We start from the raw sequence: 13,017 nt of genomic DNA, 5'->3' as shown, positions 1-13,017 counted from the left end.
AATCAATATTACTTAAGTGATCAGATCTCAGCCTTGGAAATGAGTTCAAAAAAAATCCTCGAACTGAGTTCGAGGATTTGTGTATAAGAGACAGGCGAAATCGCTACCTTTTTTGATCGTGTATTTGTTGCCTGATTACGCTTTTTGCAGGTCGCGAGCTGGGTAAGTCAGTGTCATACCGTCTACTGTTACTCGAACGTAGAAACCGCCGCTGCTTAAACCAACAACCACCATTTTACCGAAATCAACGCCTTTAGTTGCGACAACAACATCATCAATTGCAAACATGGACACACCTTGAAGTTAATGGATAAAACTAATATCTCGGCGCGGATTTAAGCAGTAATCGACAATGATGCCTAATCAGGTTTTTTGTCGTCACAGTAAAAAAACTGATTGGCAGATTTAGTGTTTTAAAATAGTTATCAAATTAGTTTAAGTTGTTGTTTTTAAATGCTTCCATCACCTTTCTCTACACGGCGTTGGAACTGCAATACTTCTTCGACCAACTTGTGGTGCTTAGCGACGTGTTCGTCGGTTTGATCATATTCAATCTGACTGAATAGGATCTCTTCGTAGGCGAAGTGGTTGGCGGTATAGTCGATTAGGCCTTGCACCACCCGCTTGATCGAGGCGAGTCCGTAGTTGTGGTTCAACAAGTAGTAAAGCTCGTTGATGAGGTGGAGCAGTGCTCTGTGCTGACGGTTGATCTCGTCTAAACCGATATCGAGCTGCGCATTCCATTCGATCAATTTTTCGCGTTTGGCTTCTTCGGCCTCTATCTGCTGTGCATCTGTGGCGAAACGATGCAGCAGCGAATCGATTTCACCTGACAAGTTGCGAACAGTAATACTGGCGATCAGTGTTTCTTGTGTGGCTCGGACATTATTGTCAGATTCTGTGGCGATATTTTCCAAGCTAGATTGCAGTTGATGCGTTTGAGTAAGCTGTTGATCGGACGATTGGGCGATCTGTTCGCCATAGCCACGTAAATCTTCGATCTGCTGGTTGAGTTCCTGGAAGGTATGCTCAGCGGTGGAAGCGATGCTGAGTGAACTCTCCATACTCGATTTGTTCTCTTGCATGGTTGCTAAAACATCATCTGTTTTCGCTTGAAGGTTGGTGATTTTGCTGCGGATCTCTTCCGTCGCTTCCTGAGTTCTTAATGACAACGAGCGGACTTCATCAGCCACCACCGCAAACCCTCTTCCTTGCTCTCCTGCGCGAGCACTTTCAATCGCAGCGTTTAACGCTAATAGGTTAGTTTGCTCGGCGATAGAGCCAATGGTTTCCATGACTTGGCTGATTTGCGCGGTCTCTTCCATTAGAGACTGGAAGTGTTGATTGGAATTGTCGATGTGCTGATTGGCGTTATCTAGCGCTTCACCCAGTGACACCATATCGCGTGTACCTTGGTCGGCTTTAGATTTTGCTTGGTTAGCAAGGCTTGCAGTCGATTCACAGTAAGTGGAAACGTTTTGCGTAATGTCTGATAGCTGATTGATGGTTGATTTTGCTTGGTCAATGTCTTGCTTTTGGCTCATTGCACCGGTTTTCGAGAGTTCGGAATCTTCTTGAACTGTAGTTGCAACTTCAACCAATCGAGCGGTTGATTTTCTGAGCGCGTGGACGGTTCTGGAAGTGTCTTCGCCAATGCGATTGAAATTTTTTAGCAGTGGCGCATTCAAATTGCTCTTGGTATCGATTCGAACCGATAGGTCGCCTTCCGAAAGGTGAGTTGCCGCTTGATTTAGTTGGTGAAGTGCGCGTGTCATTGATGCTATCGCAGCAAGGGCTAGTACGTGATAAATGACAAGTATAATGAGCCCAAGCCAAGATTGGGTGAGAAAAAGCACCACAGCAATGGGCGAAACGATCACAGTGAGCAGCAGCGATTGCTGCGTTGAGGATAGGGCACTTAAGCTAGTTAATATTGTTTTAATCATACGCCAACCCCTTGGCTGAAAATCTAACTTTCACTCCAATAAATTTAGGCGAAATATAGCGAATGCCCCACCGAAAGTGGCTAGAAATTTGGGTAAGTCATACTTAGATCAAAAAGTTGCATATCAGTTCGGTTAAACCGAGGTGGGGATTTGTCGAGTTCGACTAGCAGGCACAGATGCTCTGCTAGTCGAATGGGATTTGTTTGAGGGTTAGGCGTTAAATAGAAGGGCAGTTACCTTTCTTAGCCATTTTTGTTTTGATGACTTCTTCTTTACCAAGGGTTTCATCAACAAGTTCAACGCCAGCACCACCTACGAACACGCCAATTTTGATGTACTGATTGATGAAGTAGTGACGCCCTTCATCGGTAAATAGCGTGACATGATTTTCAGAGAATTCAGACTCAGTACTAATTGTATGTTCTTTGTTCGCATCGACTTCGTGATAGAAAAAGACACCCGGTGCTGTTTCACCAATACACTCGCCATCGATGTAGACGTACTTTTTAAGTGCTGCGCCTACTATCGTATCTTTTCGATACACATAGATACCCGCTTTACCTTCCTCTGGTGCTGGGAATGATTTTGCTTGCTCTGAAATCGCAGTATCAACAGTTGGTACCGAAGCACAGCCAGACAATGCTAACAGGAGCGCACAGCAGAGAAATACCTTACTTTTCATTTAATTATCCTTCAGATCTATATAAATTGCGAAAAACATACAGGAAATTACTACGATAATGCAGAGCTAAAACAATAATTTGCGATTGCTATTGGATTTTATGATTTCATCTCTTTTAGATCTGGCTTTATAAAAATTTCCTCTTGTCTATTCCACAAATCTGATACGTTCGACTTTATTAATAAAATGTAATGATGTTTTATGTGGTTTGTTAATGATGCGCGCGATTAAATCTCGCATCGTATTCAAGCTATTAGGATTATCTCGGTGAATCAGATGTTTGGTGGAGTGCCTCCCGCTTCTATCAAAAACGCAGAAGTGAACAAATCCCAAAGAGGCAAGTTTAAATGGCGCGGTATTGAAGTGCGGCTTGGCCTTGCGCTAGCGTTGTTGTCCATGACGACGTTACTTCTCGCCCTGTTTAGTTCCACCACCTATAACAAACTCGAAAGCGCTTTGGTTGAGCTAAAAGAACGCGAAATCCCCGCGTTGGAGCAGGCCGCAAGATTGAATGACATGGTGCGTTTGGTGATTACGGACTCTTCTCAACTAGTGGCTGCCGACTCAAACCTTGAAAGGCGCAGTTCTATGGTCAGGATCGAAGACAGTATCGAAGAGATGAGTCGGGTACTTGCGCATTTTCCTGAGTATCACGCTTACTTCAAAGACTTGATCATGCAGGTGAGCAACAGTTTAAGTTTGCTTTATCAAAGTGGTGAAGAGTCACGCGAGTTAAATAAGCAGCTAAGAAATTTACTCGAAGGATTTTATCCTCTGTTACAGCAGGTGAGTGAAGAGCTTGACCGCCTACCGGAAGAACAGAAATCCCGCCTGCAATATAGTCAGTTGAAAGCGTTATTGTTCTATCAGTTAGGCTTGGTTGAAAAGTTGTATAACGATGGCAGTTTTAATGAGTTGGATTACACCACGTACCGACTGGAACAGCTAGGGCAAGACTGGTTTAACTTGTGGCTGGCTAGTGGGTTAGCAGAGTCTTTACCTGCGCTAGATGAAAAGCTGTCGGTAATTTATACCCTTGCCTCTCGCTCAAGTCGGTTAGTGCAACTGAAAAATCAAGCGTTGGAGCATCACTATCAGCAGGAGTTTTTGTTGGAAAATAGCCGCAAGTACTTGCACCAGCTCTCTATTCAGATCGAGCGCAATACCTCTAACGTCAACTTAGAAATAGATTCGTCTATCGCTCATGTCCAAGCTTCATTGGCCTCAAATCGCACCTTTTCACTTGTTCTCTCCATGCTCAGTTTGTTTGCGGCGGCTGGGATCGCTTGGTTCTACGTGCGTAAAAATATTCTAGAGCGTTTGCTTAATCTTAAGGATGATATGTTCGCGATTTCAACGGGTCACTTACATACGAATATTGTTGTAAAAGGGCAGGATGAGATTACCCAAATGGCGAAGTCGTTACAGGTGTTTCAAGCCACGGCAAAAGCAGTTAAGAAAACTAACTTAAAACTTGAAGCTGAAGTGGTAGAGCGAAGATTGGCTGAAGAGAGACTTCGAGTGACGCAAGATGAACTCGTTCAGGCCGGTAAGCTAGCCGCGCTCGGTCAGTTGAGTGTCGGTATTACCCATGAAATAAACCAACCTCTGACGGCTATCAGCAGCCATACTCGTAGCGCGCAGAAGTGGTTGGAGCAAGGGCGTTTAGATAAAGCGACTGATAACTTGCACAAGATTGAAACCTTACTGGGTAAGGTGGCCGCGTTAACCCATCATTTGAAAGCTTTCTCTCGTAAAAGTGATGGGAAGATATCTTCCGTCGCAGTAATGCCTGTCGTGAATGATGCCATCGAGTTATTTGCTAATAAGCAGGTGCCTATCGTTCTAGATTGCAACCTTTCAGCGAATGAAAGTGTTCGCGCCAATCCAATCCGCCTAGAGCAAGTATTGGTGAATCTCATCAGTAATGCGATTGATGCTGTTGAGATGACATCTGAACCTGTTATTTCGGTCTCTGTTTTCCGCTCGGGCGAGTCAGTCACCATTGCGGTGAAAGACAATGGCAAAGGTATCTTAGCCGATGATATTCCCCATATTTTCGACCCATTTTATACCCGAAAAGAGGTGGGTAAGGGTTTAGGGTTAGGGCTCTCTATCGCTTTTAACATCATTAAGGATTTTGGCGGTTCAATTCGGGTGAACTCGCAGCCACAGCAAGGCAGTGAGTTTGTAGTTTATTTAAAAGGCGTGAAATCATGACAATGGAAAAGCAAATTACCCTGATAGACGATGAGTTTGATGTGGTGGAGGCGCTGAGCGAAATGTTAGAGCTTGAAGGCTTTCACGTAACTAGCTTTACCAACCCTAAAGCGGGATTAAAGTCGCTCGTACCCGACAGCAAACAAGTTGTGCTTTGCGATGTTCGTATGCCTCAGCTCGATGGATTATCAATGCTGGATGCGATTCAAAGCCGTGCGCCTGCTTGTGAAGTTATTTTGATGAGTGGTCATGGTGATATACCCATGGCGATTGAAGCGATGAAGTTGGGTGCGTTTGATTTTATCGAGAAGCCATTGCAAAGTGATGAGTTACTTGAAAAGCTCAACTTAGCCTCGACGCATGTCCAGAGTGTTTCGTGCCAGGCTTCGGAATCTCCTGAGCTACCTATAGAGAATGTCGTTATTGGTGTCTCTAATCAGATGGAGATGGTGCGCAGTCAAGTATTGGCCCTGGCTCGAACCGGCGTTGATACCATCATCAACGGAGAGACGGGCACGGGCAAAGAGGTGATAGCGCGTGCCTTACATCGCTACTCGACGCGCCGCGATAAACCGTTTGTTGCCATCAACTGCGGTGGTATGACAGAGAGCATCATTGAGAGCGAACTGTTTGGTCATGAGGCCGGGTCATTTACCAGCGCCAATAAGAAGCGAATTGGCAAAATCGAGCAAGCGCATGGTGGCACACTATTCCTCGATGAAATAGAAAGCATGCCAATTTCGGTGCAAATTAAACTGCTGCGAGTTATCCAAGAACGTGTGATTGAACGTGTGGGAGGCAATACCCTCATCCCTGTCGATATTGTTGTCGTTGCCGCGAGCAAAGCTGACTTAGCTGAGTTAAGTCAGCGTGGAGAGTTTAGGGCCGATCTCTTCTATCGACTCAATATCGCTAGCTTGAATTTACCGCCTTTGCGCCAGCGAAAAGAGGATATCCAATCTCTGTTTAGGCATTTTGTGGTTCAAGCGAGTCAAAAATATAAAACGCGAGCTTCAACACTCTATGCCGAACAAATTCAGCAGTTATGTCGTCATGACTGGCCGGGGAATGTCCGAGAGCTAAGAAACGTTGCTGATCGATTCGTCTTAGGTATTGTGGGTGAGGGTTTTGACCTCCAAGCACCTTCAACTCAAGGTAGTGAGGCGTTTGCTTTTGAGCAGCAGATGGAGCAGTACGAGCGAAATGTGCTAACAGAAGCTCTGATTGAGACTGCGGGCAACATCAATGAGGTTTCGCTGCGGTTAAATCTGCCACGTAAAACCCTGTATCGAAAGATGAAAAAGCATCAACTAGACAAAGACAGTTTTAAGTCGCAAACCGCAAGACACAATTGACCCATCACAGAAGTTAAATAATCCTGTTATGTTTATCTGATTGAATTGTAAGTGAAAAGTTTTTGGCACGTTGCGTGCAAATTGCTTATGGTTCTGGCGAGAAGTCAGGGAGTTGCATTAACGCGTAAGAACTTCATAAAGCCAGAGCGACATAAACTAATAACTATTTGCTGCAAGGAGAAACAACAGATGAAGCATATCTTAACCAGTAGTATCGCTCTATTGTTAGGTGTTAGCTCAATAGCCATGGCGGGTAATGAACCGGCGCAGGTTGGCCCTCGCCCTATCTATCTCGTGAGTGATATGGAAGAGAGTCCGCTCAAAACTAAGCTTGAAAGCTGTAGTGATGGCCCATTCTATCGCAGTGACTTTTCCATTGGCCACCGCGGCGCGGCGATGCAATTTCCTGAGCATACTAAGGAGTCTTATTTGGCTGCGATTGCAATGGGGGCAGGGGTTTTGGAATGCGATGTTACGTTTACTAAAGATAAACAGCTTGTCTGTCGTCATTCACAAAGTGACTTGCATACCACCACGGATGTTCTTGCTCACCCAGAGCTCGCGAAGAAATGCTCGGTACCATTTAAGCCAGCTAACCCAGAAACGGGTGAAGATGCGCAAGTTGAGTGCCGTACTTCTGATTTTACTTTGGCGGAGTTTAAAACTCTTAAAGGTAAAATGGATGGCGCAAACCCGAAAGCGACCACAGTTGAAGAGTACATGAGTGGCACACCTGGTTGGCGAACTGATTTGTACTCGCAGACAGGTACGTTAATGACCCATGCAGAAAGTGCTGAACTATTCAAAAAGCATGGCGTAAAGGTCACTCCAGAGCTTAAGTCAGCAAAAGTTGAGATGCCTTATAAAGGCTTTAGCCAAGAGATGTACGCTCAGAAACTGGTTGATGAGCTGAAAGCAGCAGGGTTCTCTGCGAAAGATGCGTATGTTCAGTCATTCAATCTCGACGATGTAAAGTACTGGATCAACAATGAACCTGAGTTTGGCAAACAAGCAGTGTATCTCGATGATCGCGTGTACAACTTAGAAGGTTTCACAGCAACCTTAGAAAACATGAAAGCGTTATCAAAACAGGGCGTGCAGATCATCGCTCCGCCACTTTATGCGTTGATACAGCTTGATGATAACAATGCGATTGTCGCGTCTGAGTACGCCAAGCTGGCAAAACAAGCTGATCTAGACATTATTGCTTGGACGTTGGAGCGTTCAGGGCCGCTTGCACAAGGTGGTGGTTGGTACTATCAAACTGTGACTGAACAGATCAATCAAGATGGTGACATGATGAACGTTCTTGATGTTTTGGCACAAGATGTTGGAGTGCTGGGCGTGTTCAGTGATTGGCCTTCTACCGTGACTTACTACGCTAACTGTATGGATATCTAAAGGAACCAACGTCTCAGCGCGTATGGTTTTCGAAATAATATAAGGGCTTTCGAGCCTTTTTTGAGCATCAAAGGTGCTGGGACAGAAATGACCCAAATAGAATCACATCAGCTAGACAGAAATGACCCAAATGAAATCTAAGAGAGTGGTATATAGAGTAAGTTATTGAAAATAATAATCAAAATAATTGGCACGTCCTCTGCTATACGAAGAGTGAACATCAACAATAACGTGAATGTAAGGTTCTAATATGAAAAACAGTGTAAAAGGATTGTTAATCGCTGGCTCTTTGCTGCTCCCATCGATGGTAATGGCAAGTGAGTGTGCAAATCGCGGGGTGCTGGATGAAAGATACTGTGATGAAAACCAAGACTTGGTCGCTGACGCACCAAAAGATGCCAATGAGTGGATAGACCCAAGTACGCTAGTATTTACTTATACACCAGTAGAAGACCCAGCGCTTTATAAAGATGCTTTTGCTGACTTTCAAGCACACCTAAGCAAGATCACGGGTAAAAAGGTCATTTACTACACGGTTCACTCAAACTCTGCTCAGGTTGAAGCAATGCGCTCAGGTCGTTTGCATGTAGCAGGCTTCTCCACTGGACCTACAGGATATGCCGTAAACTTAGCGGGCTACGTGCCAATTGCGGTTAAAGGTGATGAAGCGGGCTTCCAAGGCTATAACCTAGTGACAATTGTACGTAAAGATAGCGGTATCAACGATATGGCAGATCTTAAAGGAAAGCGAGTTGCTCATACTTCTGCTTCATCCAACTCTGGTAACTTAGCGCCGCGTGCACTCTTTCCTGCTCAAGGTCTCGTTCCTGATGAAGACTATAAAGTACTTTACTCAGGCAAACATGACCAATCTATTTTAGGTGTATACAACGGAGACTACGACGCAGCTCCAGTTGCATCTGATGTGTATGACCGTATGGTAGCCGCAGGTCGTGTTGATGATTCTGAGCTTAAGATCATTTATCGCAGTCCACGTTTCCCTACTTCTGCATTTGGCTATGCACACAACCTTAAACCAGAGTTGGTAGAGAAAATTAATGAAGCTTTCTTTAGCTACCGATTTACTCCAGAAATGAGCCAAGCGTTTAAAGGCGCGGATCGTTTCTCTCCAATCACTTACCAAGAAGACTGGTCTGTAATTCGCGATATCGCGCATGCAACAGGCACGGCTTACACCAAAACTGGCCTGAAGAAGCTTGCTGAAAAAGACGCAGCGAAGCGTGCTAAGAAAAAAGCGGCTGAACTAGCGAAGCAAGCAACCAGCCAATAATAACTCTCTAACAACGGCAGAAGTACGGTGCCCTATGTGTAGGGCATAGGGCACCGTACACCCAAAATTCAGGCTCAATATAAGAAAACAAGGAATAGTAGTATGGCCGTAGCAAGCTGTAACGAAACAAAATACGACGGAATAAAGATCAATAACCTGTTTCATGAATATGTAGCAGGCAAGCCAATCCTTAAAGGCATCGATATTGATATCGATCAGCCGGGCATCATCGCCATCATTGGCCCTTCCGGTACAGGTAAAAGTACTTTACTGCGTTGTATCAACCGCTTGAATGACCCAACCAGTGGGGAAATTTTATTTGAAGGTGAAGACCTAACTAAGCTACAAGGCCAAGCATTGCGTAAACAGCGTCGTCATATCGGTATGGTTTTCCAAGAGTACAACCTGGTCGAAAGGCTGACGGTGATTGAAAACGTACTTAGTGGGCGTTTAGGTTACATGTCTTCATGGAACGCATGGCGACGTAATTACTCGGCAGAAGACCTAAAGAAAGCATTTGAACTGCTGGAATTCGTTGGGCTACAGGATTTCGCTAATCAGCGTGCAGATAGCCTTTCTGGTGGTCAGCGTCAGCGTGTTGGTATTGCGCGTGCAGTCATGCAAGACCCATATATCTTACTGGCCGATGAGCCAACCTCTTCTCTTGACCCTAAGACAGCAGTAGAAATCATGGAGTTGATGGAGACATTTGCCAAAGACAAACAGATCCCTGTACTAGTCAATATTCATGACGTGAACTTAGCTAAACGTTTCGCCAATCGCATCATAGGTATGTGTAACGGCAAAGTTCACTACGATGGTAGCCCTGAGGGAATCAGTGAGGAAGATCTTAAGATTATCTATGGGGGTGAATCATGGCTGGATTAAGTTCATCCCCGACATCGACAAGTGTAGAAAATCCATTTAAAGCTTCCTGGGCGAGCCGACTGGGAGTCGTTGCTGTTATTGCGTATCTGTTTTACAGCTTCTCGACACTCAATCTTAGTTTTGACCGTTTAATTATAGGTTTTGGTGAGAGTGAGCGCTTGCTTTCTAGGATGTTTCCGCCGGACTTTTCTCGCTCGAACCTACTTCTTAGCGGCTTAGCTGAGAGTTTGCAGATAGCCATCATCTCGAGTTTTTTTGGTATTGTCATCTCCTTGTTTTTAGGCCTGTTGGCGGCAAGAAATATGATGCCCTCAATGGTATCTAGCCCAGTGCGTGGCTTTATTGCTCTGTGTCGTTCATTTCACCCAGTGATTATCGCCATTTTATTTGTTAAAGCGGTGGGATTTGGAGCGTTAGCAGGGATTTTGACCTTAGTGTTTGCGTCGATTGGCTTTATTGCCAAGCTGTTTGCTGAAGCTATCGAAGAGATCTCTTTTAAGCAAGTTGAAGCGATTAGAGCTACTGGCGCAAGCTTTGTTGGGGTTATTTTGTTTGCGGTGATGCCGCAGGTTTTCACTCGCTTCATTGGTTTTGCTAGCTACCAGTTAGACTCGAATCTACGTAATTCAACTATGGTCGGCATCGTAGGTGCGGGGGGCTTGGGCGGCACACTGTTCTCAGCATTTCAGCGTTTTGATTACGACTTTGTTGCAGCTATTCTGATCACCATTATTGCGCTGATTCTTGTCGGTGAGTTTTTGTCTAATGTAGTAAGGAGAATCTTCTGATGACAACCGCTTCTATTGATAAAGAATGGCAACGTTTTACGTTCAACGAGCGTCTCGCGAGGTTCGCTGCTTATTTGTGTTTTGTTTCGGCGATTGTTTGGTCTTGGCAGACTGTTGAGATCATTCCAGAGTTTCTTTATGACGCACCTGCTCAGTTTGCAGATATGTTTGGTCGAATGGTACCGCTAGACTACGCGTTTTACCCAGAAACCATTCACGCAGCAATGATTGAAACCCTGCATATTGCCACTTTGGGTACTTTGTTCACATTGGGACTGGCTATTCCATTGGCATTACTGAATGCGCCGAATATTACCCCGAGCAAAACGTTGAACTGGATTGCACAGTTTTTTTTAGTGTCGTCGCGCTCCGTTAACTCGCTGGTATGGGCGTTGTTGTTCATTGCGCTGTTTGGTCCGGGTGTTCTAGCTGGGATAATGGCGATTGCCGTTCGAAGCGTTGGCTTTGTCGGCAAGCTACTCGCAGAAGCGATTGCGGAAGTGAACATGGGAACGATTGAAGCGCTAAAGGCAACAGGCGCACCTTGGATGAGTATTTTGTTCAAAGGGTACTGGCCGCAAGTGATGCCAGCCTTTTTCTCGATTGTGTTGTTCCGTTGGGACATTAATGTACGTGAGTCAGCAGTACTTGGTTTAGTGGGCGCTGGCGGCATTGGTGTGGTGCTTAACGACGCACAAAACCTATTCGAGTGGCAAAAGGTGTCGATGGTTCTAGTCAGCATTTTTGCGGTCGTTATTTTGGCCGAAGCGCTGGTAGTACATGTACGTAAGAAATTGATTTAATGTTCAAAAAGTTCCAAGCGTTCAATATCAAAGGCAGAGAAATCTGCCTTTCAGACTGCTGACAAAGGTCTAGCCATAAGGCTAGACCTTTGATCTAATAGGAGTATATAAATTGGATACTCCGACATGCTTAAAGAACCTTCACCACAACAATACGAACTCGAAATGGTCACCATGGAACAATTGGTTCCTAAGGACCACCTTGTCCGTAAAATTGATGCAGCCATCGACTTTGAGTTCATTCGCGCTGAAGTTGACCATCTCTACTGTAAAGACAACGGTCGACCGCCTGTAGATCCTGTTCGTCTGTTCAAAATTATCTTGCTGGGCTACATCTTTGGAGTAAAAAGCGAAAGACAGCTTGTCAAAGAGATTGAAGTCAATGTGGCCTATCGTTGGTTCCTTTGTATGTCATTGACCGAGAAAGTTATCCACGCTTCTACACTCAGTCAGAACCGCATTCGTCGCTTTAATGGAACGGATGTGTTCGAACGTATCTTTATCAACATCGTCGAGCAAGCAATGTCGAAAGGCCTAGTGGCTGGCCAAGAGCTCTTTACTGACAGCACGCATCTAAAAGCCAATGCCAACAAGAACAAACACACCAATAAAGTCACCACCGTTCGAGCCAGTGCCTACCTAGACATGTTGGATGAAGATGTCGCGCTAGACCGAGAAAAGGAAGGAAAGAAGCCTCTAAAAGAGCGAGTGTCAGAGCCAAAAACCAAGAATACCAAAACCAGCACTACTGACCCAGACAGCGGCTTCATGACGCGTGACAATAAGCCACAAGGCTTCTTCTATCTTGACCATAGAACGGTGGATGGCAAACACGGGATTATCCTTGATACCCATACAACCGCCGGCAATATCAATGACTCTCAACCTTACGTCCAGCGATTAGATAACACGCTCGCGACATTCAAACTGAATCCGATAGCCGTTGGACTCGATGCAGGTTATTTCACCGCGCCAGTCGCAGAGTCGCTTGAACGTAGAGGTATCCTTGGGGTGTTCGGTTACCGTAGACCTTCCCGAACAAAAAATACGTTCAAGAAGAAACACTTTACCTACAATGCGCAAAAAGACTGTTACCAATGCCCGAATGGTCAAGAGCTTCCCTACAAAACCACCTCACGCGATGCTTATAGGGAATACCACTCAGATCCGAAAGCGTGTGTGTTCTGCCCAATGCGAGATGACTGTACTCAAAGTAAGAACATGAAGAAGGTCATTACGAGGCATATCTATACCGATGCGGTGGACAGAGCGAACCAAATGCGGCTCTCTTCTTATGGCAAGAAAACCTATAGACGTAGAAGTGAAACGGTAGAACGTAGCTTCGCCGACGCAAAACAACATCATGGTCATCGCTATGCACGCTTTCGCGGTCTCGCCAATGTGCAAATGCAGTGTTGGTTAGCGGCGGCAGCCCAAAACATCAAGAAGATAGCCTTGGTGATGAGCTATCTACGCAAAATGGGCTTAAATATGACGGAAATAAGGCCAATACTGACTTCTGTATGCCACTCTAAGGGTTGGTTACTTCAGTTCGTCGTATAACCAAAAATATCGCGATCGCGGCCTACGGCCGCTCCATACAAAGAACCCCACTTAAAAAGTGGGGTTCGTCATCAATCTGA

The 13,017-nt window shown here is 45.2% G+C and carries 11 protein-coding genes; 8 read left to right on the top strand and 3 right to left on the bottom strand.

Annotation, left to right across the window (positions count from 1 at the left end):
- Positions 1-135: 135 nt before the first annotated feature.
- From QTO00_RS06225 to QTO00_RS06215, 3 genes are all read right to left on the bottom strand, one after another.
- Positions 136-288 carry a hypothetical protein gene (locus QTO00_RS06225; protein ID WP_004746464.1) on the bottom strand — a complete coding sequence of 51 codons (153 nt, stop codon included), beginning with the start codon at positions 286-288 and terminating at the stop codon, positions 136-138.
- A 161-nt stretch (positions 289-449) separates the two neighbouring features.
- Positions 450-1,946 carry a bacteriohemerythrin gene (locus QTO00_RS06220; RefSeq protein ID WP_331423691.1) on the bottom strand — a complete coding sequence of 499 codons (1,497 nt, stop codon included), beginning with the start codon at positions 1,944-1,946 and terminating at the stop codon, positions 450-452.
- A gap of 217 nt (positions 1,947-2,163) precedes the next feature.
- A complete protein-coding gene (locus QTO00_RS06215; protein WP_331423690.1) occupies positions 2,164-2,628 on the bottom strand; it encodes a DUF2846 domain-containing protein in 465 nt (154 codons plus the stop codon).
- Positions 2,629-2,904: 276 nt separating this feature from the next.
- Here QTO00_RS06215 and QTO00_RS06210 point away from each other — a divergent pair, with 276 nt between their 5' ends.
- From QTO00_RS06210 to QTO00_RS06175, 8 genes are all read left to right on the top strand, one after another.
- Positions 2,905-4,848, top strand: coding sequence for an ATP-binding protein (locus QTO00_RS06210; protein WP_443088900.1), 1,944 nt, complete (start codon positions 2,905-2,907; stop codon positions 4,846-4,848).
- On the top strand, positions 4,845-6,203 hold the full coding sequence (locus tag QTO00_RS06205) for a sigma-54-dependent transcriptional regulator (protein WP_331423689.1): 1,359 nt from the start codon (positions 4,845-4,847) through the stop codon (positions 6,201-6,203). The genes QTO00_RS06210 and QTO00_RS06205 overlap by 4 nt, the downstream gene beginning before the upstream one ends.
- Before the next feature lie 189 nt (positions 6,204-6,392).
- Complete coding sequence (locus QTO00_RS06200) at positions 6,393-7,604, top strand: glycerophosphodiester phosphodiesterase family protein (RefSeq protein ID WP_331423688.1); 1,212 nt, start codon at positions 6,393-6,395, stop codon at positions 7,602-7,604.
- 250 nt (positions 7,605-7,854) lie between these two features.
- Entirely contained in the window at positions 7,855-8,895 is a 1,041-nt protein-coding gene (gene phnD, locus QTO00_RS06195; RefSeq protein WP_331423687.1) for a phosphate/phosphite/phosphonate ABC transporter substrate-binding protein, read from the top strand.
- Positions 8,896-8,997: 102 nt separating this feature from the next.
- A complete protein-coding gene (phnC, locus tag QTO00_RS06190) occupies positions 8,998-9,783 on the top strand; it encodes a phosphonate ABC transporter ATP-binding protein (RefSeq protein ID WP_038202025.1) in 786 nt (261 codons plus the stop codon).
- Positions 9,771-10,571, top strand: a complete 801-nt coding sequence (gene phnE, locus QTO00_RS06185; RefSeq protein WP_038202024.1) for a phosphonate ABC transporter, permease protein PhnE — start codon at positions 9,771-9,773, stop codon at positions 10,569-10,571. The genes phnC and phnE (QTO00_RS06185) overlap by 13 nt, the downstream gene beginning before the upstream one ends.
- Entirely contained in the window at positions 10,571-11,374 is an 804-nt protein-coding gene (gene phnE, locus QTO00_RS06180) for a phosphonate ABC transporter, permease protein PhnE (RefSeq protein WP_331423686.1), read from the top strand. The genes phnE (QTO00_RS06185) and phnE (QTO00_RS06180) overlap by 1 nt, the downstream gene beginning before the upstream one ends.
- Positions 11,375-11,500: 126 nt before the next feature.
- On the top strand, positions 11,501-12,937 hold the full coding sequence (locus QTO00_RS06175; RefSeq protein ID WP_331423685.1) for an IS1182 family transposase: 1,437 nt from the start codon (positions 11,501-11,503) through the stop codon (positions 12,935-12,937).
- Positions 12,938-13,017: the final 80 nt, after the last annotated feature.

The organism is Vibrio sp. M260118 (assembly GCF_036533755.1).
Lineage (GTDB): Bacteria > Pseudomonadota > Gammaproteobacteria > Enterobacterales > Vibrionaceae > Vibrio.
This window is presented reverse-complemented; position numbering and strand designations above follow the sequence as displayed.

Coding starts and splice junctions, on each gene's coding strand:
- QTO00_RS06225 (WP_004746464.1), bottom strand. CDS start 288: ATGTTTGCAATTGATGATGTTGTTGTCGCAACTAAAGGCGTTGATTTC.
- QTO00_RS06220 (WP_331423691.1), bottom strand. CDS start 1,946: ATGATTAAAACAATATTAACTAGCTTAAGTGCCCTATCCTCAACGCAG.
- QTO00_RS06215 (WP_331423690.1), bottom strand. CDS start 2,628: ATGAAAAGTAAGGTATTTCTCTGCTGTGCGCTCCTGTTAGCATTGTCT.
- QTO00_RS06210 (WP_443088900.1), top strand. CDS start 2,905: ATGTTTGGTGGAGTGCCTCCCGCTTCTATCAAAAACGCAGAAGTGAAC.
- QTO00_RS06205 (WP_331423689.1), top strand. CDS start 4,845: ATGACAATGGAAAAGCAAATTACCCTGATAGACGATGAGTTTGATGTG.
- QTO00_RS06200 (WP_331423688.1), top strand. CDS start 6,393: ATGAAGCATATCTTAACCAGTAGTATCGCTCTATTGTTAGGTGTTAGC.
- phnD (WP_331423687.1), top strand. CDS start 7,855: ATGAAAAACAGTGTAAAAGGATTGTTAATCGCTGGCTCTTTGCTGCTC.
- phnC (WP_038202025.1), top strand. CDS start 8,998: ATGGCCGTAGCAAGCTGTAACGAAACAAAATACGACGGAATAAAGATC.
- phnE (WP_038202024.1), top strand. CDS start 9,771: ATGGCTGGATTAAGTTCATCCCCGACATCGACAAGTGTAGAAAATCCA.
- phnE (WP_331423686.1), top strand. CDS start 10,571: ATGACAACCGCTTCTATTGATAAAGAATGGCAACGTTTTACGTTCAAC.
- QTO00_RS06175 (WP_331423685.1), top strand. CDS start 11,501: ATGCTTAAAGAACCTTCACCACAACAATACGAACTCGAAATGGTCACC.